This is a genomic window from Streptomyces thermolilacinus SPC6 (assembly GCF_000478605.2).
Classification (GTDB): Bacteria; Actinomycetota; Actinomycetes; order Streptomycetales; family Streptomycetaceae; genus Streptomyces; species Streptomyces thermolilacinus.
Genome location: NZ_ASHX02000001.1, coordinates 669701 through 696452, shown reverse-complemented (window position 1 = coordinate 696452; position 26752 = coordinate 669701). Strand labels below are relative to the sequence as shown.

Here is a 26752-nt window from a genome sequence, read left to right as displayed (position 1 = left end):
AAGCCGTCGGCGCCCTCGTGTGAGCGGCCGTGAACGGTGCCGCTACATCGTCGCCGCCTCCGTCTCCTTCTCGTCGTACGGCCAGCGCAGCAGCGCCCCGAGCCCGCCGACCGGCAGCTCGTCGTCGACCTCGGGCCGTACGCGCAGCACGTCCGCGCCGGTCGCCAGCGCCGACCGGAGCAGCGCGTCGTCCGCCCGCGCCGGCAGCGGCTCGGTGTCGCCCAGGTACTGCGTCTCGGAACGCCGCACCGCCAGCTGGTCCGGATGGGCGCCCACCCACACCTGGCGGTGCGCGTCGGGGCCCTCGGGGCGGATCAGCAGCTCCGCGATCCGGTGCTCCCGCGCCGCCTCGACCAGCGCGGGCACGCCCTCGGCGGCCGAGGCACCCGCGGCGCTCGCCCCCTCCGGTGCCCGCGCCGCGCGGAACCGGTCCAGCTCCGCCTCGGCCCTGCGCCGCAGGAACGCCTCCTTCGCGGCCCGAACGTCCTCGTCGAGCCGCTCACGGCGGGCCCCGGCGGCCCGGCCGCCGTGGCCGCTCTCCACCCCCTCGGCGGTGATCGCGACGGGCAGCCGCTCGTGGACCGAGCGCCGTTCGCGCTCGTCACCCGCGAGGACGACCACGTCCACGCCGAGCTCCGGCACGGTGTCCGCGATCGCGTCGGCGACCTTCTGGGCGTTCTCCTCCCAGGTGTTCTCCACGGCGAGCTGGAAGTGGCGCTCGGACCACGTGTTCGACGCCGTGCGGTGCATCGGCCAGTCCCGGCCCTGCACCTGCCCGGCGGGCATCGCGCCGATCGGGCTGCGCAGCTCCAGGTCGGCGCCGGTCCGGTCGACGTACGCGACGAGGCACACGGGCTCCTGCGCCGCCAGGTCCAGCAGCGGGCCCAGGCGGGGGAGCGCCGACCAGTACACCTGGGACGGCGCGAGCGGCCGCACGGCCAGCGGCGGGTCGAGGACGACCTCGCCGTGGGTGGCGAACACCGCGCGCCCGGCTTCCCCGGCGGGCCGCGGCCAGTCGGACAGCGCCTCGTGGACTGCCCGCACGGTCGCCTCGTCGCACCCCTGCGTGGCCAGCTCGTCGCACGCGTTGCGCGCCATGAGCTCCTGCCGCCACTGGGCGGACTCGTCCATCCGTGACGTGTCGAGGTAGACGCTGGCCCAGGGGCCCGGACGGTCGTAGAGGCTGGTCAGAAAGGCGAGTTGCATGGCTCCCTCCCGGAGGCCGGAATGTCCGTTCTCGGCGAGTACCCGTGCGGTCGGACGCCACACGGGCGCACTGCTGTCGCGTGAACCTCCGTCGCCGCACAGAGTGGAACCCCGACCCCATCCGGAGGTGACCCATGTCCGGCAGCCCGCTCCTGGACCGGCACAAGCAGGCCCTCGACCTGTTCTCGTCGCGCGTCCACGCGATCAGGGACGACCAGTGGGACGCGCCCACGCCGTGCACCGAATGGCCGGTGCGCGCCCTGGTCAACCACCTGACCGGCGAACAGCTGTGGGTGCCCGACCTGGTACGGGACGGGCGGACCGTCGCGGAGGTCGGCGACGCGTACGAGGGGGACGTGCTCGGCGACGACCCGGTCGCCACCTGGGACCGGGCGGCGGCGGGCGCGCGGGCGGCGTTCGCGGAGGACGGCGCCCTGGACCGCACGGTGTCCCTGTCGTCCGGCGACACGGCGGCCACCGCCTACTGCTCCCAGATGATCACGGACGCGGTGGTGCACGCCTGGGACCTGTCGCGGGCGATCGGCGCCGACGAGCGGCTCCCGCAGCCGCTGGTGGACTTCGCGCTCCAGGAGGTCACCCCGTACGCGGACTCCCTCGCCTCCTCGGGCCTCTTCGCCGACCCCGTGCCCTCGCCGCCGGGCGCCGACGCGCAGACGAAGCTGCTGAACATGCTGGGCCGCCGCCCCTGAGACGGGACGGCGGCCCGGGTGCCGTTCTCGCGGGCCGGGCGGCCTCGGCCCGCGCGGGTCAGGCGGCCTTGGCGCCCGTTCCGGCCTTGTGGAACTCCTCGGTGAACGCCTCGCAGAACGCCCGCAGGTCGTCCGGCTTCCGGCTGGTCACCAGCGTGGTGCCGGAACCGTCGTGCGAGACGACGACCTGCTCGTCCACCCACTCGCCGCCCGCGTTGCGGATGTCCGTGCGGAGGCTCGGCCACGACGTGAGCCGCCGTCCGCGCAGCACGTCCGCCTCGACCAGGGTCCACGGCGCGTGGCAGATCGCCGCGACGGGCTTGCCCGCCTCGAAGAAGCCGCGGACAAAGGCGACGGCCTTCTCGTCCATGCGGAGGGCGTCGGGGTTGGCGACACCGCCCGGCAGGACCAGCGCGTCGTACCCGTCCGGCGACACCTCGTCCACCGTCCGGTCTACGGGGAACGTGTCGGCCTTGTCGAGGTGGTTGAACGCCTGCACCTCGCCGGGCTTGGTGGACACGAGCTCCGGCGAGTCCCCGGCGTCGGTCACCGCCTGCCACGGCTGGGTCAGCTCGACCTGTTCGACGCCCTCGGGCGCTGTCAGAAACGCGATGCGCACGATGTGCTCCCCTTCCTCATGTTCCTCATGCTTCTCAAGCGGTGTCGGTGTTCGGTTCCGCCCTGCTGATCTCGGCGAGGGCCGAGTCCGGATCCTGGGAGACCGCGAGGTCCCCGAGGCTCACCACGCCGAGCGGCCGCCCGTCCTGGACGACCGGCAGCCGCCGTACGGCGTGCCTGCGCATCAGCCGCACGGCGGTCGCCACCTCGTCGTCCGGGCCCACGCACACGGGGTCCGGGGTGCACACGGTCTCGGCGTTCACGGTCAGCGGGTCGGCGCCCTCGGCGACCGCCCGTACCGTGATGTCGCGGTCCGTCACCACCCCGACCAGCAGGTCACCGTCGGCGACGAGCACATCGCCGATGTCCTGTGCCCGCATCAGCTGGGCCGCCTCGACCAGCGAGGCGTCGGGGCGGACGGCGGCGACGCCCGCTGTCATGACCTCTCTCACGAGCTGTGCCACGGCTGCCGTCACTCCCTCCGTCGCCCCGGGCGGTCAGGTGCGGTGCAGGGCCACCGCGACGTCCTGCACGCTCCGGTACGTGCGGTCCCCGGGAAGGTCCTCCACCCGCTGGGTGAGCGGGTCGGGGGCGTGGCGCTCCCGCAGGACCCGCAACAGGTCGCCCCGGTGCGCCGGGAACGGGGTACGGGCGAGGTGCCGGGCCAGCTCCAGGCGCAGTGCCTCGAACGTGTCGCCCGGTACGCGCCCGTAGGCCAGGTCCGGGTCGTCGTCTGCCACCGGCTCGGGGTCGTGCCACTCCTCCGTCCGGGTGGGATGGCCGGACCGGAGCAGCCCTTCGAGCTGGTGCTTCATCGCGTCGTCCTGACGCCGGCTGAGCCGGTCGCTGCCTCGCTGCATGGCGCCCTCCCAGGTGCCGCGTGTGTCGGTCGCCGGGCGGGTACCCGGCGCGGCCGACGCAAACCCCGGCGGCCGTCGCCCGGCGGTTTGGGCACGAGGGGCCGGGGGGACTCGCCGCTGCGGCCGACCGGCCCGGGCGGACGGCCGGACGGAAGGACGGGCGGAAGGCCGGACGGAAGGACGGGGCGATGGACGTGACGGCCGTACTGATCGCCTTGCTGCTGCCGCCCGCGATGCTCGCGGTGGTCATGGCGATGGCGGGCTACGAGGATCTGATGCTCCCGCCGGAGCCGGTGGAGGCGCTGGCGGAACCGGCCGAGGCCCTGCCCGCCGATCCGGCCGAGGCGCGGGGCGCCGAGGTGCTGAGCACCGGCGAGTGAGGCGGGGGGCCCGGCCTGCGCGGCGGTGCTCCCCGGCCCGTGCGGGCCCCCGACCCGTGCGGTGCGCCCCCTACGCGCTGCCCGCCGGCCCGTGCGGGGTGTATGCGGCGGGGGTGGCGGGGCGGCGGACGAGCCGGCCCCGGGCACGGGCGGGCGGGGGCGCTCGGGGCGTCGACGAGCCGGGGATGTCACCCGTACGGCGGAACTCCCCGCCCCTCCCGCGCCCCCGCCGCCCGCGCCTCGCGACGGCGCCGCCCGAACTGCGGATATACCGCCTCCCGCATGCCCAACCGACCAGTAGGTACAAGCGTTTCGGCCGCCGGGCAGCGCCCTCCGCGAGCCGTTTCGGGCGATCGCGCGGAGAGTGGGTTCAAGGCGTTTGCCACCCTGGGCCCCGGGCAGGCGCATCTCGTGCTTCGGACCGGAGGCACGTCCGTGGGAGCGGCGACCCCCGCTCCGGGCGTGCCTGTCCACGTCCGGTCCGGGCGGAGCTTCCCCGGGGTGACAGCCAACCGTCAGCGCCGTTCAGGGAGCTGAGAACCACATGCCTACGCTCGCTCATTCGAAGCATCCGCACGACGACGCGCCCGACACCGCCGAGGCGTTCCGGCGCCTGGCGACACTGCCGCCCGGCGAGGAACGGGACCGCGTGCGCCAGGACATCGTGCGTGCCTGGCTGCCCATGGCGGACCGGCTGGCAGGCCGGTTCCGCAACAGGGGCGAGGCGCTGGAGGACCTCAAGCAGGTCGCCGCGCTCGGCCTTGTCAAGGCCGTGGACCGGTACGACCCCTCGCGCGGCGCGGCCTTCGAGAGCTTCGCCGTGCCGACCATCACCGGTGAGATCAAGCGTCACTTCAGGGACCACATGTGGACCCTCCACGTGCCGCGCCGCGTCCAGGACCTGCGGGGCCGGGTGCGGGTGGCGTACCAGGAGCTGTCGCACTCGGTCGGCGGGCGCGCCCCGACGGTCGCGGAGATAGCCGAGAAGGCGGGGATGACCGAGGAGGAGGCCGTCGCCGGTCTCGAAGCCCTCGACAGCTTCACCGCCCTGTCGCTGGACGCCGAACTGCCCGGCACGGAGGACGGCTACACCCTGGTGGACGCGCTCGGCGGGCCCGACCCGGCCCTCGACGTGGTGGTCGACCGGGAGGCCGTGAAGCCGCGGCTGCGCACGCTGCCGGAGCGCGAGCAGAAGATCCTCTACATGCGGTTCTTCCGCGACATGACACAGAGCAGCATCGCCGAGGACCTCGGCATCTCCCAGATGCACGTGAGCCGCCTGATCAGCCGCTGCTGCAACCGGCTGCGGGAGGACATCATGAGGGACGCGGCGTAGGCCCCGCCCGTGCCGCCGCCCGGAAGACCCGCCCGAAACCCGTACGACCAGTACGACCCGTACGACGCGTACGACTCCGGTGGCCCCTACGGGCCCGGGCGGCGCATGGCGAGGCCGACGTGCCGGGACAGTACGTCCGCGGCCTGCGCCTCCGCCATGGAGAACGCCCGCCGCGCCCGGGTGCGCAGCAGCGTCAGCACGCCCAGCACCTCCGGTCCGTCGGCCCCGGGCCCCGCGGCGTCGCCGGGCACCGGCAGGCACAGCAGCGAGCTGACCTCGGCGCGTACGAGCACGGCCGCCCCTTCGGCGTCCGTGCCGAGCGCGAGCGCGTCCTCGGGGCGCACTTGCAACGACGCCGAGCCGCCCGCCGCGACCTCCCGCACGAGGGGGCAGCCGCCCGGGTCCTGCTCGGCCAGCACCTCCGCCAGCGCGGGGTCGTCCGGCGGCCCCAGCACCGCGACCCGCCGCACCGCCCCGCCGCCCTGGCCGCCGTCCCCGCCGCCCGCGCCAGCGTCCCCGGCCGCCACCAGGTCGGCGACCACCCAGTCCGCGAACCGGCCGTGCAGTACCCGCGCCGTCGCTTCGAGGGCGCCGCGCGCGTCGCCGGGGGGCGTGCGCAGCAGGGTCGTCGCGACCGTGTCCACCAGGTCCAGGGTCCCGGCCCGCTCGGTGGCCTCGGCCAGGTCCGGCGTGCCGCCCAGCCGCCGCCCCCGCCCCCGTACACCCGGCACGGCCCCGCCCGCCGCACCGGCCGCCGCTCCGCCCGAGGCCCCGCCCGCGGCCCCGTGCGGGGCCGGGTCCGCCGCCGAGAGGCGCCGCCCGACCCCGGCGGGACCGGTCGGCCCGGCGCCGGCGACGCCCGGCTGGAGGACGACCACCACCGTCTGCTGCGGCTCGCCCGGCAGGATCAGAGCGGCCAGCGTCGCCCGCACCGGCTCCTTCGGCCGCTGCTGGAGCCGTACGGTCAGGCTCCGCCCGCCCTCCCCGCGCGCGGTCGCGGCGACCTGCGAGCGGAACGGGGCCCGGTCGCCCGGGGTGAACAGCGCGGCCAGCGGACGGCCCGTCGCGTACCCGGCCCGCACGCCGGTCAGCGTCGTCGCGGCGAGGTTCATCCGGCGTACGACCGTGTCCCGGTCGATCAGCGCCACCGGCAGCGGCAGCCGCTGGAACACCGTCTTCAGCAGCTGCCGCTCCTGCCGCTCCGCCGACGTGCCCTCCGGCGCCCGCGCCGCCAGCCGCTCGTACCGGGGCCACAGCGTCTCCGCCGCGTGCTGGAGCTCGAACAGGGCGGCGTCCAGCACCCCCCGCTGCTCCTCCGGCGGCAGGGCGCGGGCGTTGCGCAGCTCCGCCACCCGCCGGACGAAGTCCGCGAGCTCCTCGCCGAAAGCGTCGGTCTCGCTCATCCCAGGACTCCCGATCCGCCCGGCGTCACCGCCCCGGCTTCCGTTCCAGCATCGCGCTCCGGCGCGCACACCCGTGTGCGCCTCTGGGTCATATGCCCCCGTCGTCCGCACAAGCAGCACGGTAACCGCGCTCACGCCCCCCACGGCGCACCGTTTCACCGGACGCGCAGCGGGCAGCCGCACCCCGGAAGGAGAGGCCACCCCCATGCTGATCGAGCCCGAGTACGAAGGAACCGACCCGGCGTCCGCCGTGCGGCGCCTCCAGCAGCTGGCCGAGAGCTGTGTCCGCTCCGTCCCGGCCTGCTGCGGCGCGGTGGCCACCCTGGGCGGCGAGGACGAGCCGGAGCGGGGCGAGCGCCGCACCACCGCCACCCACCCCGATCTCGCCGCCCTCGTCAGCGTCCAGCTGGACTGCGGCGACGGGCCCATCCGGGCGGCGCTCGACAGCGGCGAACCGGTCGTGTCGGGGGACCTCCTCCACGAGGAGCGGTGGCCCGCCTTCCGCGCCGCCGCGCTGGGCGTGGGCGTCCGCTCCAGCGTGACCCTGCCGTTCCACCGGGCGGGTGTCCTCGTCACCCTCAACCTGTACGGCTTCCGCCCCGGCTCCCTCGCCAACGCCGCGCGCGGCCCCGCCGCCGTCCTCGGTGACGAGGCCACCGCCGGGCTCGTACGCGACCGCCGCTACCGCGCCGCCCTCACCGAGGTCGGCCAGCTGGAGTCCGCGCTGCGCTCACGGCCCGTCATCGACCAGGCGGGCGGCATCGTCATGCACGTCCTCGGCTGCGGCGTCGAGGAGGCGTACGCCGTGCTGCGGCGCGTCTCCCAGCTCACCAACCGCAAGCTGTCCGACGTGGCGGCCCAGGTCGTCCGCACCCGGGGCCACGGCCTGGAGAAGGAGCTGGCCCGGCTCGCCCCACCCCCCCCGCCCGCCGGTCCCCCGAACGGCGAACCACCGCAAATCTTCGTATAAAGGGTTCGGGTCCGCAGACGTACGGGAGGTCGTGGTGACACGCAGCTCCGCCCACGGGCACGGGCAGGTGCGGTACGCCCCGCCCGCCCCCGACACGGGCCTGCCCGTCGTGGAGGAACTCGCCGCGCTGCTCGCGGGCGCGGCCTCCCGGACCGACCCCGAGCCGCCCGGCGGCGGGCCCGTCCTGCGCGAGGCGGCCTGCGGCTACTGGTCCCGCCGCGGTCTGCGCTGCCACCCCGAGGACATCGCCGCGTCGCCCGGCACGGGGCCGCTGCTGACGGCGCTGCTCGCCGCGCACGGCGGCGACGTGCTGATGCCCCGCCCCTGCCCGCTCACCTGGACCCCGCAGGTCCGCCTCCTCGGCAGGCCGGCCTACCACGTGCCGACGCCCGCCGAGTGCGGCGGCGTCCCCGACCCGTACGCCCTGCTGGAGACCGTACGCCGGGTGCGCGCCGAGGGCGGGCGGCCCGCCGTGCTGCTGCTGAGCGTCGCCGACGACCCCACCGGCACGGTCGCCCCGCCCGAACTGGTACGCGAGGCGTGCGAGGCGGCCGTCGGGGAGGGCCTGCACATCGTCAGCGACGAGACCTGGCGGGACACGGTCCACCGGCCGCACGACACGGTCTTCGTCAGCCCCGCCGAGATGTGCCCCGGCGACGCGACCGTCCTGTGCGACCTCGCCGGGGCGGTCGCCCCCGCCGCCTGGCCCGCCGCCGTCGCCCGCTTCCCCGCCGGGGCCGCGGGCGCCGCCCACCGGGCCCGCGCCCTCGACGTGCTCACCGCGCTCGGCGCCGACCTGCCGGGCCCCCTCGCCGCCGCCGTCGCCCACGCGCTGGACGAACCGGAGGCCGTCACCGCGCGCAACACCGCCGCGACCGCCCTCCACGCCCGGGTGGCCGCCGAGGCCCACCGCGCGGTCCTCGCCGCCGGGGCCCTCGCCCTGCCGCCCGAGGCGGGCCGTCACCTGTACGTGGACCTCGCTCCGCTGCGCGGCCCCCTCGCCGCCCAGGGCGTCACCGACTCCATCGAACTGGAGGACCACCTGACCGCGCGCCTCGGCAGTCCCGTCCCGGGCGGGCACCGCTTCGGCGACGAACTCGGCGCCCTGCGCGTCCGCCTGGCCACCACCCCGCTGCTCGGTGCCACGCCGGACCGGCGGCTGGAGGCCCTCGCCGCCGACGACCCCCTGGACCTGCCCCATGTGGCCGACGCCCTGGCCGCGCTGTCGGCCGCACTCCGCGACGCCACCCCGCACACCGACATCGCCGCCACCGCTGGAGGAGCCCGCAGATGACGGACGGGACACCCGCCGACCTCACCGCCCCCGCCCCGCGCTCCGAGCCCGCGCCGCCCGGCACCGGAACCGGGCGCCAACCCGTGTCCGCGCCCCGCCCGCTGGGCGAGCCCCGCACCTGGCCGCGCTCCTTCGCCGGGCGGCTCACCGCTCCGCTGCCGGGCGTCCGCGCCTTCGCCCGCCTCGCCCGCGAGGGCTCCGCCGCCGTACGGCCCGGCGCCGACGGGCTGCGCGACATCCCGAAGCTGCCGTTCGCCCCCGGCCCCCTGCCGACCGCCGGACCGGACACGGTGGCCGTCACCTGGGCGGGCCACGCCAGCTGGATCGTCCGCATCGGCGGCCTCACCGTCCTCACCGACCCCGTGTGGTCCCGCCGCATCCTGGGCACCCCGGCCCGCGTCACGCCCGTCGGCGTCCGCTGGGAGGACCTGCCGCCCGTCGACGCGGTGGTCATCAGCCACAACCACTACGACCACCTCGACGCGCCGACCCTGCGCCGACTCCCGCGCACCACACCGGTGTTCGTCCCCGCCGGGCTCGGACGCTGGTTCCGCCGCCGCCGGTTCACCACCGTCACCGAGCTGGACTGGTGGGAGTGGGCCGAACTGGGCGGTGTCCGCTTCGACTTCGTCCCGGCCCACCACTGGTCCAAGCGGACCCTCATGGACACCTGCCGCTCCCTGTGGGGCGGCTGGGTGCTGTCCGACCGGCGCCACCGCCGGGTGTATTTCGCCGGGGACACCGGGTACGGCCACTGGTTCCGCCGCATCGCCGACCGGCACCCCGGCATCGACGTGGCGCTCCTGCCGATCGGCGCGTACGCCCCCCGCTGGTGGCTGGGCGACGTCCATACCGACCCGGAGGAGGCCGTACGCGCCTTCCGGGACCTCGGCGCCCGGATCATGGCGCCCATGCACTGGGCGACGTTCGTCCTGTCGTCCGAGCCGGTCATGGAGCCCCTGACCCGCCTCCACGCCGCCTGGGACGCCGCGGGCCTGCCCCGCGACCGCCTCTGGGACCTGGCGATCGGCGAGTCCCGCGTACTGCCCTGACACCCGCCGCCCGCCGTACGGATCGGCCCGAGTGTCAACTCCCGGTACCGGCACGAGAGTTCGCGCGCCGCGCGGCCGTCCGGCGCCCCCACCGCCACACCCGGGGCACCGCCCCCACCAGCAGCGCCAGCGCCACCGCCGCCGCCACGCCCTGCCAGGGACGCGGGAACAGCGAGCCGCCCGCCACCCCGATCAGCTGGTACGTCGCCGTCCACGCCAGCACCGCCGGCACATCGCCCCGCACGAACCGGCCCAGCGGCATCCGAGCCAGCAGACACGCCAGCATCACCGGCAGCCGCCCCGCCGGCACCAGCCGGGACAGCACCAGCACCTGCACCCGGTGCTCCCGCAGCTTCGCCTGCGCACGCTCCAGACGCTCCGGATCGGTCCGCGCCCGCAGCGCCGTCAGCCGTCGCGTACCGCCCCGCGACGCCACCCCGCGCCCGCCCAGCCAGTACAGCGTGGCGTCCCCCGCGAGCGCCGCCGCGGCGGCCACCAGGAACACGAACAGCAGCGCGAGCGGCGACGAGTGGTGGAACGCCACGACGGCCGCCGAGCTGACGACCGCCCCCGTCGGCACGACCGGCACCAGCGCGCCCAGCGCCACCAGCAGGAACAGCGACGGATAGCCGACCACCCGCTGCGTCTCCTCCGGCGGCAGCTGGGCGGCCAGCTCCGCGATCACCGCGCCGCCTCCGGCCGCACGCTCTCCCCGTGCCCCAGCAGGTGCACCGCCACCCCGGGCGCCCGCCGCGCCGCCAGCCGGACGAACTCGCCGCCCGGCGCGTGGAACTCGTGCGGCCGCACCGCGTCCATCCCGATCGGCCAGTACGTGCCGTAGTGCACCGGCACCGCCGCGCGCGGCGCCAGCTCCGCCAGTGCCTGCGCGGCGCGCCCCGCGTCCAGGTGGCCGTGGCCCAGGAAGGGCCCCCAGCCGCCGACCGGCAGCAGCACCACGTCCACCACCCCGACAGCGGCGGCCATCCCGTCGAACAGCCCCGTGTCCCCGGCGAAGTACGTACGGGCAGCGCCCACGATCACATACCCGAGCGCGGGGGAGCGGCGCGGCCCCACCGGCAGCCGCCGCCCGTCGTGCGCGGCCGGCACCGCCCGTACCGCCACCGCGCCGGCCTTCACCTCGTCCCCGGCACCGACCTCGGTGATCCGCAGCCACGTCAGCCGCCGCAGCCCCGGCACCGCCCGGACCGCGCCGCGCGGCACCACAAGACGCGTGCCGGGGGCGAGCCGCGCCAGCGACGGCAGGTGCAGATGGTCGGCGTGCAGATGCGACACGAGCACCACGTCCGCCCGCGCGGCCTCGGGCGGCGGCAGCGCGCCCCGCCGTCGCCGCAGGTGCGCGAGCCGCCGTGCGAACAGCGGGTCCGTCAGCACCCGTACCCCGGAGTCCTCGACCGTGCAGGTGGCGTGGCCCCACCAGGTGACCTCCATGCCACGAGCGTAGAGCGCGACCCCTTCCGGCGGGCGCCATCGGGAGTAGGGTCGGCCCATGGACGACGTACGCGTGGCGGCGATCGCCAGCATGACGCCGCTCGAAGAACTCGACAGCGACCCGTTCCTGGTCGATACGCGCAGCCAGCACGCCATGTGCGAGCGCTGGGCCGCCGGCAAGGGCTATGTCGTCATCCGCCAGCTGCTGTTCTACGGGCTGCGCCCGGACCACCGCACGCTGTGGGCGGACGTCGAGGAGGGCGCGGTGGACCTGTTCGTCGCGCCCAACGAGCGCGTCCTCGACCGGGCCCTGACGTCGGCGCGGGACTTCTTCGCCGAGTGCGAGCGGCGCGGGGTGCGCCTGGAGACGGCGGGACTCGACGAGCCGTCGTACGACACGGAGATGAAGGCGCGGGTGCACCGCCGCCTCTCCATGCCCACCGCCGGCTACGACGGCTGCTGACCGCCTCACGAGCCGGGCCCCACGAGCCGCGCCCGCGCGCCGGTCCCACGACCCCGGGCCGCGCCCGGCGCGCCCGCCCCCGGGCCGTGCCGTGTGCCACGCTGGAGCTCCGGACGGCAGCGGCGAGAGGCGGATGGCGTGGTCGTGGGCGGAGGCGGACGGTGGCGCGCGCTCGGCGGCGCCGCCCTGCGGGTCGTCGTCGTATGGGCCGTCTCCGCCCTCACCCTGCTCGTCCTCGCCGGGGCCCTGCCCGACTTCCGGCTCCAGTCCGACGACGGCGACAGCGTCACCCGCACCGCCGTCACCGCCGCCTGGGGCGCGGGCGCCTTCGGCCTGCTCGGCGCGCTCGTGTGGCCGCTGGTCGTCCGGGCGCTGCTGCTCGTCCCCGCGCTCGTCCTCGGCGTGCTCGTCTTCTTCCTCAACGGCTCGCTGCTGCTCGTCGCGCTCTGGCTGATCCCCGACGGGCGCGGCGAGGCCGACCCGGACAACGCCGTCGTCGTGGCCGCCGTGATGTCCGCCGTGGCGTCCGCGACCTCCACCGCCCTCGCCGTACGCGACGACGACGCCTACGGACGCCGCCTGTACCGGCTCGCCGGGCGCCGCCGCACCACCCCCCGCCCCGACGCCCCGCCCGGCACGGTCTTCCTCCAGCTCGACGGCGTCGGCCACCGCGTGCTGCGCCACGCCCTGGACGCCGGGCTCATGCCGACGCTCGCCGCCTGGGAGGGCACGACGCACCGGCTCGCCCCGTGGCGCACCGACTGGTCCAGCCAGACCGGCGCCAGCCAGCTCGCCCTGCTGCACGGCACCAATCACGACGTGCCCGCGTTCCGCTGGTACGAGAAGGACACCGGCCGCCTGATGGTGAGCAACCGGCCCGCCAGCGCCGTCGAGCTCCAGCGCCGCGCCGCCGCCCGCACCGGCGACCCCGGGCTCCTCGCCGACGACGGGGCCGGCCGGGGCAACCTGTTCAGCGGCGGCGCCGACCAGCTCGCCCTGGTCCTGTCCGTGTCGGGCCGCCGGGGCCCCGGCACCCGCTCCCGCGCCGGGTACTTCGCCTACTTCCGCGACCCCGCCAACGCCACCCGCACCGCCATGTCGTTCGTCGCGGAGGTCGCCCGGGAGGTCTGCCAGTCGCTCGCCGCCCGGCTGCGCGGCGACTTTCCGCGCGTGCCGCGCGGCGGCGTGTACCCGTTCGTGCGGGCCTTCGCGACGGTCGTGGAGCGGGACGTGGTGGTCGCCGCCGTGCTGGGCGACGTGCTGGCCGGGCGCACCGCCGTGTACGCCGACCTCGTGGCGTACGACGAGGTGGCCCACCACTCGGGGCCGTACAGCGCGGACGCCGCGAAGGTCCTCACGCGCCTCGACCGGTCCGTCGAGCTGATCGCGAAGGCCGCCGCGCACGCCCCGCGCCCGTACCGGATCGTCCTCCTCTCCGACCACGGCCAGAGCTTCGGCGAGACCTTCGAGAGCGCGTACGGGCTGACGCTGCGCGACCTGGTACGGGCCGGGTGCGGACTGCCGGTCTCCCGGCGCGCCCGGCACAGCGCCAGCGGCGCCGAGGCCCGCAACGCGCTGCTGAGCGCCCTGCACCGGCCGGTCGAGGGGGAGCGGCGCGGGGAGCGCCCGGCGCGCGGCGCGGGCCCTGTGGTGCTGGCGTCGGGGAACCTGGGGCTCGTGTCGTTCCCGGACGTGCCGCACCGGATGTCGCGGGAGGAGATCGACCACCGCTACCCGGGGCTGCTGCGGACCCTCGCCGGGCACCCGGGCATCGGCTTCGTGCTGGTCCGCTCCGAGCGGCACGGCTCGGTGGTGCTGGGCGCCGACGGGTACGAGGCGCCGGTCGCGGAGCTGGCGGACGGGGTGGGGCCGCTCGCCGCGTTCGGGCCGGGCGCCGCCGTCGCGATCCGCCGCACCGACACGTTCCCGCACGTCGCGGACATCATGGTCAACTCCATGTACGGCCCGGAGACCGACCGGGTGCACGCCTTCGAGGACCAGATCGGCTCGCACGGCGGGCTCGGCGGCGGCCAGTCGGAGGCGTTCCTGCTGTGGCCGCGCGAGCTGTCCGCGCCGGTGGCGGAGGGGGAGGAGCTGGTGGGCGCGGAATCCGTGCACCGGGTGCTGCGGCGCTGGCTGGAGGAAGGACGCGGCCCGGATGGGGTCCCGCCTTCCGGGACGCGGGTCACAGCCGCGCAGGAATCACCGCCCGGACGGCAAGCGGATGAAACTCTTCCGGTTGGGGACGGGCTCGCGCCGGACAAAAACGGGTGATTTGGAGCGCTGTTTCGCCGTACGCCAGCATGGTGAACGTTTGTACGGAGAAAGGCGCACCACCCCTCATGACCACGGTCACCACCCCGGACACCGGCACCCCCACCGGGCAGGACACTCAGCACGCGGCGCCCCCCGGCGGCCCGGAGGGCGAGGGCGCGGACGGCGGCAGGCACGCCCGCCGCTTCGGCCTCCCCGTCGCCACGGCCCTGGTCATGGGCAACATCATCGGCGGCGGCATCTTCCTGCTGCCCGCATCCGTCGCGCCGTACGGGACGATCAGCCTCGTCGCGTTCGCCGTCCTCACCGTCGGCGCCATCGCCCTCGCCCTGGTCTTCGGGCGGCTCGCCGAGCGCCACCCGCGCACCGGCGGCCCGTACGTGTACGCCCGCGAGGCGTTCGGCGACTTCGCCGGGTTCCTGTCGGCCTGGTCGTACTGGATCACCGCCTGGGTCTCCAACGCCGCCCTCGCCGTCGCCGCCGTCGGCTATCTGGACGTGCTGCTGCCGCTCCACGGCTCGGTCGCCGCGACCATCGCCGCCGCGCTGGCCGTCCAGTGGCTGCCCGCCCTCGCCAACCTCGCCGGCACCCGCTACGTCGGCGCCGTGCAGCTGGTCGCCACCGTCCTGAAGTTCGTCCCGCTGCTGCTGGTCGCGGTGGGCGGGCTGTTCTTCTTCGACGCGGACAACCTGGGCCCGTTCCACGGCAGCGACTCGGGGGCGCTCGGAGCGATCTCCGCGTCGGCGGCGATCCTGCTGTTCAGCTACCTCGGTGTCGAGTCCGCCGCCGTCAGCGCGGGCGAGGTCCGCGACCCCCGCCGCAACGTGGGCCGCGCCACCGTCCTCGGCACGCTCGGCGCCGCCGCGCTGTACCTGCTCGGCACGGTCGCCGTGTTCGGCACGGTCGCCCACGACCGGCTCGTCGAGTCGTCGGCGCCGTTCTCCGACGCCGTGGACGCGATGTTCGGCGGCACGTGGGGCGGGACGGCCATCGCCTGCATGGCCCTCGTCTCGATGGTCGGCGCCCTCAACGGCTGGACGCTGCTCAGCGCCCAGACCCCGTACGCCGCCGCCCGCGACGGCCTGTTCCCGCGCGCCTTCGCCCGCCGCAAGCGCGGCGTCCCGACGGTCGGCGTCCTCGTCACGGTGATCCTCGCGTCGCTGCTGACCGTCTACAACTACACGGTCGGCTCCGAGGGCGTGTTCGAGACCCTGGTCCTCGTCACCACCTTCACGGCGACCGTCCCGTACCTGCTCTCCACGGCCGCGCAGATCTACTTCCTGCTGTCCGGGCGGCGCGACCGCGTCCGGGGCGGCCGCCTCGTCCGCGACGGCGTGCTCGCCGCACTCGCGTCGGGCTTCTCGATGTGGCTGGTGGCAGGCTCCGGGTACGCGGCCGTCTACCAGGGCGTGCTGTTCCTCTTCGCGGGCGTCCTCGTGTACGCGTGGATGTCGGCCCGCGGGGACCGCGCCGCCGACGCCGTGTGACGCATGGCGCCACGGCCGGCCGGGCCGTGCCGCGGTGACGCCCCCGCCCCGTGCGGCGCCGGGGGCCGGAAGCGCGAACCCGGGATGTCAGTCCGTGCCGTGCCCGGCCCGACCCGGCGCGGAGAGACCCGCCGCGCACCCCGCCAGCGCGTCCAGCACGGGCCGGATCAGCGGATGCTCCTCGGCCCCGCGCCGTACCGCCGCGAACACCCGGCGGAACGCCGCCGGACCGGCCACCGGACGGACCACCACGTCCTTCAGTTCGATGCCGCGCAGCGCCGAGCGCGGCACGAGCGCCACCCCCGCACCCGCACCCGCGAGCGCCGCGACCGCGCGGAAGTCGTCCGACACGTGCACGAGCCGCGGCTCGAAACCGGCCAGCTCGCAGGCGAGCAGCACCATGTCGTGGCACGGGTTGCCCGGGGACTGGCCGATCCAGTCGCTCTCCGCGAGCGCGGCCAGCGCCACCTCCGGGTGCATCGCCAGCGGATGGCCCGCGTGCAGCACCGCGTCGAACGGCTCCGCGTACAGCGGCACCCGCGCGAGGCGCCGGTCGCCGTCGCGCGGCGCGCCCCGGTACTCCACGGCCAGCGCCAGGTCCGCCTCGCCGTCCAGGACGAGCGGCAGCGACTCGTCGCCCTCCGCGTCCCGCACCCGCAGCCGGATGCCCGGGTGCGTGTCGGCGAGCCGCCCGATCGCCGGGGCCAGCACCTCCGCGATGCCCGTCGCGAACGCCGCGACCGCCACCTCGCCCGCCGTACCGTCCGCGTACGCGGCGAGCTCCGCCTCCGCCCGCTCCAGCTGCGCCAGCACCTCGTTGGCGTGCTGGAGCAGGATCTCCCCGGCGGGGGTGAGCCGGACGCCCCGGCCGCTGCGGGTCAGCAGGGTGTGCCCGGTCTCCTGCTCCAGCGCGGCGAGCTGCTGGGAGACGGCGGACGGGGTGAGGTACAGCGCGGCGGCGGCGGCGGTCACCGTACGGTGGTCCGCCGCGGCCCGCAGTATGCGCAGCCGGCGGGGGTCGATCACCCTGCCATTGTCACCCGTCCGCGTCCCCGGGCGGCACGCGAACAGGAGGCGGCGGTCTTCGGCCCCCTGGCCGCGGCGGTCATGCCCGACGCGGCCGTCAGCCCTCCATGGCGGTGCGGGCGTCCACGAACGCCCGCACCGCGCGCTCCACGTCCGCCGTGGAGTGCGCCGCCGACAGCTGCACCCGGATACGGGCCTGGCCCATCGGTACGACCGGGTACGAGAACCCGATCACGTACACGCCGCGCTCCAGCAGCAGCTCCGCCATCCGCCCGGCCTTCGCCGCGTCACCGATCATCACGGGCGCGATCGCGTGGTCGCCGTGCAGGATCTCGAAGCCCTCCTCCGCCATCCGCGTGCGGAACAGCTTCGTGTTGGCGTCGAGCCGCTCCCGCAGGTCGCCCGCCGACTCCAGCAGGTCGAGGACCTTCAGCGAAGCGGCGGCGATCACCGGGGCGAGGGAGTTGGAGAACAGGTACGGGCGGGAGCGCTGGCGCAGCAGCTCCACGATCTCGGCGCGCGCCGCCACATAGCCGCCGGACGCGCCGCCCAGCGCCTTGCCGAGGGTGCCGGTGACGACGTCCACGCGGTCCATCACGTCGTGCAGCTCGGGCGTGCCGCGGCCGCCGGGGCCGACGAAGCCGACGGCGTGCGAGTCGTCCACCATGACCATCGCGTCGTACCGGTCGGCGAGGTCGCAGATCTCCCGCAGCGGCGCCACATAGCCGTCCATCGAGAACACGCCGTCGGTGACGATCAGCCGCCGCCGCGCGCCCGACGCCTCCTTCAGCCGCGCCTCCAGCTCCGCCATGTCGCGGTTGGCGTACCGGTACCGGGCGGCCTTCGACAGGCGGATGCCGTCGATGATCGACGCGTGGTTCAGGGCGTCGGAGATCACCGCGTCCTCCGCGCCGAGGAGCGTCTCGAAGACACCGCCGTTGGCGTCGAAGCAGGAGGAGTACAGGATCGTGTCCTCCTGGCCGAGGAACGCCGACAGCCTGCGCTCCAGCTCCTTGTGGATCTCCTGCGTGCCGCAGATGAACCGCACCGACGCCATGCCGTAGCCCCAGCGGTCCAGGGCGTCCTTGGCCGCGGCGACGACCTCGGGGTGGTCGGCGAGGCCCAGGTAGTTGTTGGCGCAGAAGTTCAGCACGTCGCCGGGCGCGCCGCCGGCCGTCACGGCGACGGACGCGGACTGCGGGGTGCCGATGACCCGCTCGGGCTTGTACAGTCCGGCGTCCCGGATCTCGTCGAGGGTGGCGCGCAGCTCGTCGCGTACGGACTCGAACATCAGAGGTACTCCTAGGAGGAAAGAGGTACGGGGGCGGGGCGGGCCGTCACGCGGTCCAGTCGAGGATGATCTTCCCGCTGCGGGCCGTGGCCGCCTCGTCGAACGCGGCGTCGAAGTCCTTGTACGCGTACCGGCCGGTGACGACCGGGCTCAGATCGAGGCCGCCCTCCAGCAGCACCGTCATCGCGTACCACGTCTCGAACATCTCCCGGCCGTAGATGCCCTTGACCGTGATCATCGACGTCACGATCTTGGACCAGTCCACCGGGAACTCCTCGGCGGGCAGGCCGAGCATCGCGATGCGCCCGCCGTGCGTCATGTTGGCGACCATGTCGCGCATCGCCTCGGGGCGGCCGGACATCTCCAGACCGATGTCGAAGCCCTCCCGCAGGCCGAGCCGCTTCTGCGCGTCGGCGATGCTCGTCTCCGCCACGTTCACCGCGAGGGTGGCGCCGACCTTGCGGGCGAGGTCCAGGCGCGGCTCGCTGACGTCGGTGATGACGACGTTGCGCGCACCGGCGTGCCGGGCGACGGCGGCGGCCATGATGCCGATCGGCCCGGCGCCCGTGATCAGGACGTCCTCGCCGACGAGCGGGAACGACAGCGCCGTGTGCACCGCGTTGCCGAACGGGTCGAAGATCGCCGCTATGTCGAGGTCCACCTTCGTCCGGTGCACCCACACGTTGGACGCGGGCAGCGCCACGTACTCGGCGAACGCCCCGTCCCGGCCCACACCCAGGCCGACCGTCGCCCGGCACAGATGACGGCGCCCGGCGAGGCAGTTGCGGCACTTGCCGCACACGAGGTGCCCCTCGCCGCTGACCAGGTCGCCCACGGCGATGTCCCGCACGTCGGAGCCGACCGCGGCGACCTCGCCGACGAACTCGTGCCCGAGGACCAGCGGCGTGGACACGGCCTGCCGCGCCCAGCCGTCCCAGGCGCGGATGTGCAGGTCGGTCCCGCAGATACCGGTGCGCAGCACCTTGATCAGCACGTCGCCGGGCCCCGTCTCGGGCTCGGGAACGTCGATCAGCCACAGGCCGGGTTCGGCCTTCTGCTTGACAAGGGCCTTCATCGCGCGACTCCAGGCGGGAAAGAGTGGTGAACGCGACCAATCTGCCCATCCGGACGCCCCCCGTCCATCGAGGTTTTCTTAAGCGGTCCCACAGCCCAGCTTCACGCGCCCCGCCAACCGGGTGACCTGCAGCCGAGCGGCGGCGGACCGGGCTAGGACGGCGGGTGAGGGGTAGTCGCCCTCTGAGAGCCCGAGGCGGCGCCCGCCGCCCCGTGAGAAAGAGGTCGGCTCATGGCAAGTCACTCCCGTACGCCCGCCGCACGGACCCACGTGCAGCAGGCCGCGCTGCTGGTGGGCGCGGTGTTCCTGCTGGTGGGCGTCCTCGGCTTCATCCCGGGCATCACGACGGACTACGACACGATGAAGTTCGCCGAGCACCACTCCGAGGCGAAGCTGCTCGGCGTGTTCCAGGTGTCCGTCCTGCACAACATCGTGCACCTGCTGTTCGGCCTCGCCGGGATCGCCATGTCCCGCGCGGCCGCCACCGCCCGCCAGTACCTGATCTGGGGCGGTGTCGTCTATCTGGTGCTGTGGCTCTACGGTCTGATCATCGACCACGACAGCGCCGCCAACTTCATCCCCGTGAACAGCGCGGACAACTGGCTGCACTTCGTCCTGGGGATCGGCATGATCGCCCTCGGCGTGCTGCTGACCAGGGGCACCGGCCGCGTCACGAGCCGGTAGGACAGCCTCGTCCCCCCGCCGCCACGGCGGACGGCGCAACGACCCGGCGGGCGGGGCGGCGGTGCGTGAACGTCGCCTCGCTCGTCACCGCGGCGGCGCTCTGCGCGAGCGCCTGGACCATCGCGCGGTGAACCGGGCACCGGCGCGCGGAAAGCCTCTTCCGCGCGCCAAGCTGGTCGTGCGCACGCGCGATCCGGCGCGTGCGCACGCGTATGCGGTCACGTCAGGCAGCGGCGAGCACAGGCCGGCCACGGGCGGGCGACGGCGGGTCGATTACCCCAGGGGTAATCGACCCGCCGCCGCTTGCCCGGCAGGGTGGTGCGTGCCGGACACCGGGCGGCGCACTCCGCCCGGTGTCCGGCCCTCGCACCACCCCGTGACCCGTACGACCTCGATGGAGGGCGATCCGCCATGTCCCAGACCCTGCTCGCCGGGCTTTCCCGTACCACTGAGCCGCAGGTCATGCTGCGCCGCTTCCTCGGTCTCGACGCCGTGGTCACCGGGGCCAACGGCGTCGCCTACGTCGCCGCGTCCGGGCCGCTCGGGCGGCTGCTCGGGGTGGACGCCCCGCTGCTGTCCGGGCTGGGGGTGTTCCTCGTCGTGTTCGCCGCCGCCGTCGGGGTGCTCGCCTCCCGGCGCGCACCGGCAGCCCGCGCCGTGACGGCCGTCGTGGACGCCAACGTCCTGTGGGCGGTGCTCAGCCTCGTCGCGCTGTTCGCCTGGCTGGAGCCCAGCACCGCCGGGGCCGTGTGGATCCCGGCGCAGGCCCTGACCGTCGCCGGGTTCGCGGTCCTCCAGTGGAGCGCGCTGCGCGCGGGCCGCTGAGCGGTCAGCCCGGCGCCGGCAGGGGCAGCGTGCGCAGGAACGTGGCGGTCGCCGCGTCGGCCGGGAGGAACGTCTCGATGGCCAGCTCGGCGACCGTCACGTCCATCGGCGTGTTGAACGTCGAGATCGACGACACGAACGACAGCACCCGCCCGGCCACCTCGATCCGCAGCGGCAGCGCGAAGTACGGGTACGGCTCCTCGCCGCCGACCGTCGCCTCACCGTCGTCACCGCCGGTGACCGGGTACGCCGTGACCTCCTCGTACAGGCGTCGCAGCCGCTCCGAGCGGTCCAGGGCGATCTGCCGCTCCATCTGGGCCAGCAGGTGCCCGCGCCACTCCCGCAGGTTGCGGATGCGCGGCGCCAGGCCCTCCGGGTGCAGGGTGATCCGCATCGCGTTGGGCGTCTGGAGCAGGTGCTCCGGCAGCCCGTCCAGCAGCAGCCCGGCGCCCTGGTTGGCGGCCAGCACCGCGTACGACCCGTCCACCACGATCGCCGGGTACGGGTCGTAGCCCGACAGCAGCCGGTCGATGCCCTCGCGCAGCGGGCCCAGCTCCGGGCCGTCCAGCGCCGACTCGCTGTACCGGGGCGCGTAACCGGCCGCCAGCAGCAGCGCGTTGCGCTCCCGTACCGGCACGTCCAGGTGCTCGGCCAGGCGCAGCAGCATCTCCTCGCTCGGCCGGGACCGGCCCGTCTCGATGAACGAGATGTGCCGGGCCGACGAATCGGCGCGCAGCGCCAGCTCCAGCTGGCTCAGCCGCCGCCGCTCCCGCCAGTCCCGCAGCAGAGCCCCCACGCCCGTGACCGTCGCGACAGTTGTCATACCGCAGACGGTAGCCCAGTCGGCCGTGTTGACCACGGGCCGCGGGCACCGGGACCGTAGGGTCGGGACCGTCGCCGCCGTCACCGGCACGAACCGACAAGGAGCACGGGACATGCCCACCGAACCGCTGTCGCGGAAGGAGATCGAGGACCGGCTGCGCGAGCTGCCCGGCTGGTCCCTCGCCGACGACCGGATCACCCGTACGTACCGGCTCGCCTCGCACTTCGCGGCGGCCGCGATGGTCGTCCACGTCGCCCGCGTGCAGGACGAGCTGAACCACCACTCCGACCTGACCCTCGGCTACAACACGGTCGCCGTGGCGGTGAACACCCACGACGCGGGCGACGCCGTCACCGGCCGGGACTTCGAACTGGCCGCCCGGGTGGAGGCCGTCGCCGCCGCGCACGGCGCCTCCTGACGGACCGTCGGGGCTTCCCCGTCGGTAAGCCCCGACGGCCGGTTCACGCCTCCCGCGCGCGAACCCGCACGGCACCCGGGCGCCCGAGCGGCGCGAACGCGGACACCCGGCCCCGTACGCCCGGGTGCCGCACGTCCCCGGACACCCGGAGCCCTACGCCCCCGCGCCCGGGGCGAACGCGGCCTTCACCGCGTCGGCGAAGTCCCGCGGCTCACGCCCCAGCACCCGGCGCACCCCGTCGGTCACCGACGCGTTGTGGCCGTCCAGCAGCGAAGCGAACAACCCCGCCAGCCACGCCGCCTGGGGCTCCGGCAGCCCGTACCCGGCCAGCTCCGCCGCGTACCGCTCCTCCGACACGGGCACGTACCGCACGTCCCGGCCCGCCGCCGCGCCCAGCTCCTCCGCCGCCTGCGCGAACGTCACCAGCCGCGGCCCCGAAACCTCGTGCACCGCGCCCGCGTGCCCGTCCTCCGTCAGCGCCGCCACCACCACGTCCGCCACATCGTCGGCGTCCACGAACGGCTCCGCCACCGACCCGGCGGGGAAGGTGAACTCACCCGCCGCCACGCCCTGCGCGAGCGCGCCCTCCGTGAAGTTCTGGACGAAGAACGCCGCCCGCACCACGGCCAGTTCCACCCCGCTCCCCACCGCGACCCGCAGCGCCTCCTCCACCCGTGCCGCCTCCGGCTCCCCGCGCCCGGACAGCAGCACCACCCGCCGCACCCCCGCCCCGGCCGCGAGCCGCCCGAACCCGGCCAGCGCCTCCACCGCGCCGGGCGCCGCCAGGTCCGGGTAGTACGCCGCGTACGCCAGCTCCGCGCCCTCCAGCGCGGGCCCCCACGTCTCCGGCCGCTCCCAGTCGAACAGCGTCCCGCCGCTCCGCGACCCGGCCCGTACCGCGAACCCCCGCGCGGCCAGCCGCTCCGCCACCCGGCGCCCGGTCTTCCCCGTCGCCGCCGTCACCAGCACCGTCTTCACATCCGTGATCCGTGTCATGCGTCCAGACTCCCGGCCGCGCCTCGCCCCGGCCATGTCCCGGAAGCTCGACCGCCTACGCGAACGTCCAGGGCCGCGCCCCGGCTACGCTCACCGGCATGGACGCGCTCGCAGGACTCCTCGACGGACCCCGCGCCCGTGGTGCCTTCCTGCTGCGGATGGTCATGGCCCCGCCCTGGTCGGTGCGGGTGGACGACCGGGCGCCGCTGTGCCTGATGTGCGTCAGCCGGGGCGAGGCGTGGATCGTCCCCGACGGCGGCGGTGCCCCCGTGCGGCTGCGGCCCGGCGACACCGCCCTGGCGCGCGGCCCCGCCCCGTACACCGTCTGCGGCGACCCCGGCACCCCGCCGCAGGCCCTCATCGGCCCCGGCGGCACCTGCCACACCCTGCACGGCGAGCCGCTGGAGCAGTCGATGCGCCTCGGCGTGCGCACCTGGGGCAACGCCCACGACGGGCCCGACAGCCTCCTCGTCGGCACCTACCGGATGGAGAGCGAGGTCAGCCGCCGCCTCCTCGACGCGCTGCCGCCCCTGCTGCACCTGCCCGCCGACTCCTGGACCTGTCCGCTCACACCCGTCCTGGAGGACGAGATCAGCCGGGACGCGCCCGGCCAGAGCGTCGTCCTCGACCGGGTGCTCGACCTGCTGCTGATCGCCGCCGTACGGGCCTGGTTCGCCCGCCCCGACGCCGCCGCGCCCGCCTGGTACCTGGCCATGGGCGACCCCGTCGTCGGCGCTGCGCTGCGGCTGCTCCAGAACGAGCCCGCGCACCCCTGGACGGTCGCCTCGCTCGCCGCCCGCACGGGGGTGTCGCGGGCCGCGCTGGCGCGCCGGTTCACCGAGCTGGTGGGGGAGCCGCCGATGGCGTACCTGACCGGCTGGCGGCTCACGCTCGGCGCGGACCTGCTGCGGGAGACCGACCGGACCGTGGAGTGGATCGCCCGGCGGGTCGGCTACGGCGGCGCGTTCGCGTTCAGCGCCGCGTTCAAGCGCGTCCGGGGCGTCAGTCCGCAGGAGTACCGCTCGGCGTACGCCGGAAAGTTGCCGGACCGGCACGGTTCCTCGCCGTCGGCGGCCCCGGCCAGCACGCTGTCCCCATGACCCACGACCACACGCACATGGACTGGACCGCGATGCTCCCGCTGCTGGAGCACGGCGCCGAACTGCGCATCCCCCTGTACCGGCAGGCCGCGTCCTGGCTGACCGGGCTGCTGCCGGTGGGCGCCGCCCGGCGCGTACTCGACATCGGCAGCGGCCCCGGCGTCCTGACCGGCCTCCTCGCCGAGACGTTCCCGTACGCGGACGTCGTCGCCGTCGACGCGACGCCGGAACTGCTGGAACGGGCCCGCGAACGCACCGCCGCGTTCGGCGGCCGGGTCACCACACAGCGCGCTGAACTCCCCGCCGACATGGACCAGCTGGGTGAGGCGGACCTGATCTGGGCGGGGGAGTCCGTCCACCACATCGGCGACCAGCGGGCCGCCCTTGAGGGCCTCGCCCGGCGGCTGCGCCCCGGAGGACTGCTCGCCCTGGTGGAGGGCGGCCTCCCGCCGCGGCACCTGCCGCGCGACATCGGCGTCGGACGGCCCGGCCTGGAGGCCCGGATCGAGGCCGCGCAGGCCGGCTGGTTCGGCGAGATGCGGGCGGCGCTGCCGGGCGCCCGCGAGGAGACCGAGGACTGGGCCGCGCTGCTCGCCTCGGCGGGGCTCGTACCGGCGGGGACGCGTACGTTCCTGCTGGACATCCCGGCGCCCGCGCCCGCCGCCGTACGCGAGCACGTCGTCACCGTGTTCACGCGCATCCGCGACGGCGTCGCGGAACGGCTCCCCGACGAGGACCGCGCCACCCTCGACCGGCTCCTCGACCCGGACGACCCGGCGGGCCTCCACCACCGCCCGGACCTGTACCTCCTGGTCGCCCGCACGGTGCACACCGCCCGCCGCGCCTCCTGAACCCGGCGTACCCCGGCGGCCCGCCACCCGTCAGGATGGGCGCCATGACGAACGCACCCACGACCCCCGATACCCCCGCGGCCCGGCTCGCCGCCCTGCTGGAGGGCGCCGGCCTGGAGATCACGGGCGGCGTCGGTGCCGGGGAGCCGTACGGCGCGTTCGAGGCGGACCTGCCGTCGCCGGAAGCCGCCCTGCGCGTCACGGCCGAGGCGCCTGGCGGGGCCTGGGCGCCTGGCGGGGCCTGGTGTGGCGGGGCCGTACACCTGGTGGCGGACGACGAGGTGGACGCCCACTGGGCCCGGACCGCCGCCGAGTTCGGGATCGCGGGCGGAGGGACCGGCGGTGGGCCCTCGGACGGTGCGCCCTTGAGCGGTGGGCCCCCGGACGGCGGCCTCCCGGGCGGTGACGGGACCTTCCTCGTCGCCGCCGCCGTTCGCCACGTCCCGCTCGTCTGGAGCCGGGTCCTGCCGGGCCCTGGCTGGAGTCCGGCGGCCCTCCTGGTGCGTGACCGGGGGCGGTTCGTCGCCGTCACCCGGGACGGCTCGGCCCTGCTGGGCGCGTGCCGTACGGGCGACGGCGTCCGGCTGGTCGCGTTCGACCGGCTGCGGGAGCGGCGCGAGGAGGCCGCCCGGAGCGAGGCCGCCGAGACCCCGGCGCAGCGGGACGCGGCCTGGGCGGGCCTCTTCCGGCACGTGGCCGCCGACGACGTACTGCGCCTCGCCTGGGCCGAATGGCTCGGCTTCAACCGGGCCGCGCCCGACGACGTGCTGCTGCGGATCGTCCAGCTCCGCGTGGGGTCCCTGCCCCGCCGACGAGACCTCTCGCCCGCCCTGACGGACACGCTCGCCTCCCACCCCGACTGGCGCGTCCGCGCCGAACTCGCCGAAGCGGGGGCTCACCTGACGCCCCGCCAATGGCACGCGCTGTTCTGCGCGCCGCCCGAGCCACGCCGCCTGGAGTTCCTGGTGGAGTGGGCCGCCCGGATCGGCGCCGACCTGGCCCCGGACACGTACGAGCGGCTCGCCACCCACCCGAACCCCGCCGTACGCGCCGCCGCCGCCGAACTTCCCGGTCTGCCCGCGCCGTTCGCCACCGCCCTCGCCGACGACCCGGTCCCCGCCGTACGGGCCGCCGCCTGCCCCGCCGCCTGGCAGCACCTCGACCCGCCCGCCCGGCGCCGCCTCCTGGACGATCCCGCCCCGGTCGCGCGCCGCGCCGCCCTCCTCGCCCACCACGAGGAGCACCCGCTGCCCCGCGCCCTCCACGACGCCGAGGACCTGGGCGAGCAGGCCGTACGCCGCTGCCGCCTGGAGCGGGACCTCGCCGAGCACCTGGCCGCCCACCCCGACCGGGACGTGCGCGAACACCTCGCCGCCAACCCGCACCTTCCGCCCGACCTGGTCGCCGCGCTCGGCCACGACCCCGACGACGCCGTGCGCCTCGCCGTGTCCGTACGGCCCGAACTCACCGAGGAGCAGCGGGCGTCCGTCCCGTACGCCTTCGACGCGCGCGCCATGCGCCGCACCCTGCCCTGGGTGGCCGCCCTCCACGACGACCCCGACGCGATGCGCCGCTGCGCCGCCTCCGCGCACCCCCTGCTGCGGGGCGGCGCCGCCCGCGCCCGGCGCCTCCCGCCCGACGTGGCCGAGCGGCTCGCGCGCGACGAGGACAGGGCCGTACGGCTGTTCCTCGCCGAGTCCTGCGACGACGCGCCGGCCGACCTGCTGCTGGAGGTGTGGCGCTGGTGGGACGGCAGCTTCAGCCACCCCGACCGGCCGCGCGGCCACCCCAACTTCCCCCGCGCCGACCTGCTCCGGTACGCCGACGACCCCAGCCCCCGCATGCGGCGCCTCGCCCCGGACGACCCGGAATCCACGCCGGAGCTGGTGGAGCGCCTCAGCCGCGACCCGGCCGCCGAGGTGCGACGCCGCGCCGCCGAGGACCCCAGGCTGTCGCCCGCCACGGCGGTACGGCTCCTGGACGACGTGCACGAAGGGGTCCGCGTCACCGCCGCGCGCAACCCGAACCTGCCCGCCCGCGCCCTCGTGCGGCTGCTGCGCGACCGAACCACCCTGTCCGACGCCGCCGTCAACCCGGGCCTGCCCGTGCCGGTCATGCGGCGGATGCTCGAAGGAGTCGGGCCGCGACGGTGAGTTGGGGC

General features: G+C 75.7%; 27 protein-coding genes. 15 read left to right on the top strand and 12 right to left on the bottom strand.

All coding sequences use genetic code 11. From position 1 onward, the window contains the following. Window positions 1-42: 42 nt before the first annotated feature. Window positions 43-1206, bottom strand: coding sequence for a baeRF2 domain-containing protein (locus J116_RS03095; protein WP_023590819.1), 1164 nt, complete (start codon window positions 1204-1206; stop codon window positions 43-45). Window positions 1207-1340: 134 nt separating this feature from the next. Between J116_RS03095 and J116_RS03090 the strand changes: the two genes are divergently transcribed. Then, window positions 1341-1916 carry a TIGR03086 family metal-binding protein gene (locus J116_RS03090; RefSeq protein WP_023590820.1) on the top strand — a complete coding sequence of 192 codons (576 nt, stop codon included), beginning with the start codon at window positions 1341-1343 and terminating at the stop codon, window positions 1914-1916. A 58-nt stretch (window positions 1917-1974) separates the two neighbouring features. Here J116_RS03090 and J116_RS03085 read toward each other — a convergent pair whose 3' ends face one another. The 3 genes from J116_RS03085 to J116_RS03075 are packed head-to-tail and all read right to left on the bottom strand — an operon-like array spanning window position 1975 to window position 3394. Next, window positions 1975-2535, bottom strand: coding sequence for a type 1 glutamine amidotransferase domain-containing protein (locus tag J116_RS03085; RefSeq protein ID WP_023590821.1), 561 nt, complete (start codon window positions 2533-2535; stop codon window positions 1975-1977). A 34-nt stretch (window positions 2536-2569) separates the two neighbouring features. Further along, window positions 2570-2998, bottom strand: coding sequence for a CBS domain-containing protein (locus tag J116_RS03080; protein WP_023590822.1), 429 nt, complete (start codon window positions 2996-2998; stop codon window positions 2570-2572). Window positions 2999-3031: 33 nt separating this feature from the next. Further along, complete coding sequence (locus J116_RS03075; protein ID WP_023590823.1) at window positions 3032-3394, bottom strand: DUF2795 domain-containing protein; 363 nt, start codon at window positions 3392-3394, stop codon at window positions 3032-3034. A 188-nt stretch (window positions 3395-3582) separates the two neighbouring features. Between J116_RS03075 and J116_RS03070 the strand changes: the two genes are divergently transcribed. Together J116_RS03070 and J116_RS03065 are read left to right on the top strand one after the other, a co-directional pair. Then, the gene (locus J116_RS03070; RefSeq protein WP_023590824.1) at window positions 3583-3774 is read left to right on the top strand and encodes a hypothetical protein; all 192 of its coding nucleotides are present in this window, start codon (window positions 3583-3585) and stop codon (window positions 3772-3774) included. A gap of 544 nt (window positions 3775-4318) precedes the next feature. Next, window positions 4319-5110 carry an RNA polymerase sigma factor SigF gene (locus J116_RS03065; RefSeq protein WP_023590825.1) on the top strand — a complete coding sequence of 264 codons (792 nt, stop codon included), beginning with the start codon at window positions 4319-4321 and terminating at the stop codon, window positions 5108-5110. An 86-nt stretch (window positions 5111-5196) separates the two neighbouring features. On the opposite strand, the gene J116_RS03060 is transcribed toward J116_RS03065, so the two are convergent. Beyond that, window positions 5197-6513, bottom strand: a complete 1317-nt coding sequence (locus J116_RS03060) for a PAS domain-containing protein (protein WP_023590826.1) — start codon at window positions 6511-6513, stop codon at window positions 5197-5199. A 205-nt stretch (window positions 6514-6718) separates the two neighbouring features. Here J116_RS03060 and J116_RS03055 point away from each other — a divergent pair, with 205 nt between their 5' ends. From J116_RS03055 to J116_RS03045, 3 genes are read left to right on the top strand one after another with little or no spacing between them, the layout of a single operon-like run. Further along, entirely contained in the window at window positions 6719-7483 is a 765-nt protein-coding gene (locus J116_RS03055; RefSeq protein WP_023590827.1) for an ANTAR domain-containing response regulator, read from the top strand. Window positions 7484-7517: 34 nt separating this feature from the next. Next, window positions 7518-8777, top strand: coding sequence for an aminotransferase class I/II-fold pyridoxal phosphate-dependent enzyme (locus tag J116_RS03050; RefSeq protein ID WP_023590828.1), 1260 nt, complete (start codon window positions 7518-7520; stop codon window positions 8775-8777). Beyond that, window positions 8774-9829: an MBL fold metallo-hydrolase gene (locus J116_RS03045; RefSeq protein ID WP_023590829.1), complete on the top strand. Its 1056-nt coding sequence runs from the start codon at window positions 8774-8776 to the stop codon at window positions 9827-9829. The genes J116_RS03050 and J116_RS03045 overlap by 4 nt, the downstream gene beginning before the upstream one ends. Window positions 9830-9863: 34 nt before the next feature. Here the strand turns inward: J116_RS03045 and J116_RS03040 are convergent, their stop codons facing one another. Continuing rightward, the gene (locus J116_RS03040) at window positions 9864-10514 is read right to left on the bottom strand and encodes a DedA family protein (protein WP_023590830.1); all 651 of its coding nucleotides are present in this window, start codon (window positions 10512-10514) and stop codon (window positions 9864-9866) included. Beyond that, on the bottom strand, window positions 10511-11278 hold the full coding sequence (locus tag J116_RS03035; RefSeq protein ID WP_023590831.1) for an MBL fold metallo-hydrolase: 768 nt from the start codon (window positions 11276-11278) through the stop codon (window positions 10511-10513). The genes J116_RS03040 and J116_RS03035 overlap by 4 nt, the downstream gene beginning before the upstream one ends. Window positions 11279-11336: 58 nt before the next feature. Here J116_RS03035 and J116_RS03030 point away from each other — a divergent pair, with 58 nt between their 5' ends. The 3 genes from J116_RS03030 (at window position 11337) to J116_RS03020 (ending at window position 15502) form a co-directional block, all read left to right on the top strand. Then, window positions 11337-11741 (top strand): hypothetical protein, encoded by a 405-nt coding sequence (locus J116_RS03030; RefSeq protein ID WP_023590832.1) that lies wholly within the window; start codon window positions 11337-11339, stop codon window positions 11739-11741. 138 nt (window positions 11742-11879) lie between these two features. Further along, window positions 11880-14015 carry a phage holin family protein gene (locus J116_RS03025; RefSeq protein ID WP_023590833.1) on the top strand — a complete coding sequence of 712 codons (2136 nt, stop codon included), beginning with the start codon at window positions 11880-11882 and terminating at the stop codon, window positions 14013-14015. A 68-nt stretch (window positions 14016-14083) separates the two neighbouring features. Beyond that, window positions 14084-15502, top strand: a complete 1419-nt coding sequence (locus J116_RS03020) for an amino acid permease (protein ID WP_023590834.1) — start codon at window positions 14084-14086, stop codon at window positions 15500-15502. An 87-nt stretch (window positions 15503-15589) separates the two neighbouring features. On the opposite strand, the gene J116_RS03015 is transcribed toward J116_RS03020, so the two are convergent. From J116_RS03015 to tdh, 3 genes are all read right to left on the bottom strand, one after another. After that, window positions 15590-16528, bottom strand: coding sequence for a LysR family transcriptional regulator (locus tag J116_RS03015; protein WP_023590835.1), 939 nt, complete (start codon window positions 16526-16528; stop codon window positions 15590-15592). A 97-nt stretch (window positions 16529-16625) separates the two neighbouring features. Continuing rightward, window positions 16626-17819, bottom strand: coding sequence for a glycine C-acetyltransferase (locus J116_RS03010; protein WP_023590836.1), 1194 nt, complete (start codon window positions 17817-17819; stop codon window positions 16626-16628). A gap of 46 nt (window positions 17820-17865) precedes the next feature. Next, window positions 17866-18894 (bottom strand): L-threonine 3-dehydrogenase, encoded by a 1029-nt coding sequence (gene tdh / locus J116_RS03005; protein WP_023590837.1) that lies wholly within the window; start codon window positions 18892-18894, stop codon window positions 17866-17868. 231 nt (window positions 18895-19125) lie between these two features. On the opposite strand from tdh, the gene J116_RS03000 reads away from it, so the two are divergent. Beyond that, entirely contained in the window at window positions 19126-19578 is a 453-nt protein-coding gene (locus J116_RS03000) for a DUF4383 domain-containing protein (protein WP_023590838.1), read from the top strand. A gap of 411 nt (window positions 19579-19989) precedes the next feature. Beyond that, on the top strand, window positions 19990-20403 hold the full coding sequence (locus tag J116_RS02995) for a hypothetical protein (protein ID WP_023590839.1): 414 nt from the start codon (window positions 19990-19992) through the stop codon (window positions 20401-20403). A 4-nt stretch (window positions 20404-20407) separates the two neighbouring features. Here J116_RS02995 and J116_RS02990 read toward each other — a convergent pair whose 3' ends face one another. Beyond that, a complete protein-coding gene (locus tag J116_RS02990; RefSeq protein WP_028964719.1) occupies window positions 20408-21226 on the bottom strand; it encodes a helix-turn-helix domain-containing protein in 819 nt (272 codons plus the stop codon). 112 nt (window positions 21227-21338) lie between these two features. Between J116_RS02990 and J116_RS02985 the strand changes: the two genes are divergently transcribed. Beyond that, window positions 21339-21644, top strand: coding sequence for a 4a-hydroxytetrahydrobiopterin dehydratase (locus J116_RS02985; protein ID WP_023590841.1), 306 nt, complete (start codon window positions 21339-21341; stop codon window positions 21642-21644). Window positions 21645-21797: 153 nt separating this feature from the next. Here J116_RS02985 and J116_RS02980 read toward each other — a convergent pair whose 3' ends face one another. Continuing rightward, window positions 21798-22640 (bottom strand): Rossmann-fold NAD(P)-binding domain-containing protein, encoded by an 843-nt coding sequence (locus J116_RS02980; RefSeq protein ID WP_099048139.1) that lies wholly within the window; start codon window positions 22638-22640, stop codon window positions 21798-21800. 98 nt (window positions 22641-22738) lie between these two features. On the opposite strand from J116_RS02980, the gene J116_RS02975 reads away from it, so the two are divergent. Genes J116_RS02975 through J116_RS02965 form a run of 3 tightly spaced genes read left to right on the top strand, consistent with a single transcriptional unit; the run spans window position 22739 to window position 26744 of the window. Next, window positions 22739-23740, top strand: a complete 1002-nt coding sequence (locus J116_RS02975) for an AraC family transcriptional regulator (RefSeq protein WP_028964720.1) — start codon at window positions 22739-22741, stop codon at window positions 23738-23740. Next, window positions 23737-24591 carry a class I SAM-dependent methyltransferase gene (locus J116_RS02970; protein WP_028964721.1) on the top strand — a complete coding sequence of 285 codons (855 nt, stop codon included), beginning with the start codon at window positions 23737-23739 and terminating at the stop codon, window positions 24589-24591. The genes J116_RS02975 and J116_RS02970 overlap by 4 nt, the downstream gene beginning before the upstream one ends. 44 nt (window positions 24592-24635) lie before the next feature. After that, on the top strand, window positions 24636-26744 hold the full coding sequence (locus J116_RS02965) for a hypothetical protein (RefSeq protein WP_023590844.1): 2109 nt from the start codon (window positions 24636-24638) through the stop codon (window positions 26742-26744). Window positions 26745-26752: the final 8 nt, after the last annotated feature.

Bases quoted from the DNA above. Each gene is read 5' to 3' on its own strand.
- J116_RS03095 (WP_023590819.1), bottom strand. From the start codon at position 1,206: ATGCAACTCGCCTTTCTGACCAGCCTCTACGACCGTCCGGGCCCCTGG.
- J116_RS03090 (WP_023590820.1), top strand. From the start codon at position 1,341: ATGTCCGGCAGCCCGCTCCTGGACCGGCACAAGCAGGCCCTCGACCTG.
- J116_RS03075 (WP_023590823.1), bottom strand. From the start codon at position 3,394: ATGCAGCGAGGCAGCGACCGGCTCAGCCGGCGTCAGGACGACGCGATG.
- J116_RS03070 (WP_023590824.1), top strand. From the start codon at position 3,583: ATGGACGTGACGGCCGTACTGATCGCCTTGCTGCTGCCGCCCGCGATG.
- J116_RS03065 (WP_023590825.1), top strand. From the start codon at position 4,319: ATGCCTACGCTCGCTCATTCGAAGCATCCGCACGACGACGCGCCCGAC.
- J116_RS03060 (WP_023590826.1), bottom strand. From the start codon at position 6,513: ATGAGCGAGACCGACGCTTTCGGCGAGGAGCTCGCGGACTTCGTCCGG.
- J116_RS03055 (WP_023590827.1), top strand. From the start codon at position 6,719: ATGCTGATCGAGCCCGAGTACGAAGGAACCGACCCGGCGTCCGCCGTG.
- J116_RS03045 (WP_023590829.1), top strand. From the start codon at position 8,774: ATGACGGACGGGACACCCGCCGACCTCACCGCCCCCGCCCCGCGCTCC.
- J116_RS03035 (WP_023590831.1), bottom strand. From the start codon at position 11,278: ATGGAGGTCACCTGGTGGGGCCACGCCACCTGCACGGTCGAGGACTCC.
- J116_RS03030 (WP_023590832.1), top strand. From the start codon at position 11,337: ATGGACGACGTACGCGTGGCGGCGATCGCCAGCATGACGCCGCTCGAA.
- J116_RS03020 (WP_023590834.1), top strand. From the start codon at position 14,084: ATGACCACGGTCACCACCCCGGACACCGGCACCCCCACCGGGCAGGAC.
- J116_RS03010 (WP_023590836.1), bottom strand. From the start codon at position 17,819: ATGTTCGAGTCCGTACGCGACGAGCTGCGCGCCACCCTCGACGAGATC.
- tdh (WP_023590837.1), bottom strand. From the start codon at position 18,894: ATGAAGGCCCTTGTCAAGCAGAAGGCCGAACCCGGCCTGTGGCTGATC.
- J116_RS03000 (WP_023590838.1), top strand. From the start codon at position 19,126: ATGGCAAGTCACTCCCGTACGCCCGCCGCACGGACCCACGTGCAGCAG.
- J116_RS02995 (WP_023590839.1), top strand. From the start codon at position 19,990: ATGTCCCAGACCCTGCTCGCCGGGCTTTCCCGTACCACTGAGCCGCAG.
- J116_RS02990 (WP_028964719.1), bottom strand. From the start codon at position 21,226: ATGACAACTGTCGCGACGGTCACGGGCGTGGGGGCTCTGCTGCGGGAC.
- J116_RS02985 (WP_023590841.1), top strand. From the start codon at position 21,339: ATGCCCACCGAACCGCTGTCGCGGAAGGAGATCGAGGACCGGCTGCGC.
- J116_RS02980 (WP_099048139.1), bottom strand. From the start codon at position 22,640: ATGACACGGATCACGGATGTGAAGACGGTGCTGGTGACGGCGGCGACG.
- J116_RS02975 (WP_028964720.1), top strand. From the start codon at position 22,739: ATGGACGCGCTCGCAGGACTCCTCGACGGACCCCGCGCCCGTGGTGCC.
- J116_RS02970 (WP_028964721.1), top strand. From the start codon at position 23,737: ATGACCCACGACCACACGCACATGGACTGGACCGCGATGCTCCCGCTG.
- J116_RS02965 (WP_023590844.1), top strand. From the start codon at position 24,636: ATGACGAACGCACCCACGACCCCCGATACCCCCGCGGCCCGGCTCGCC.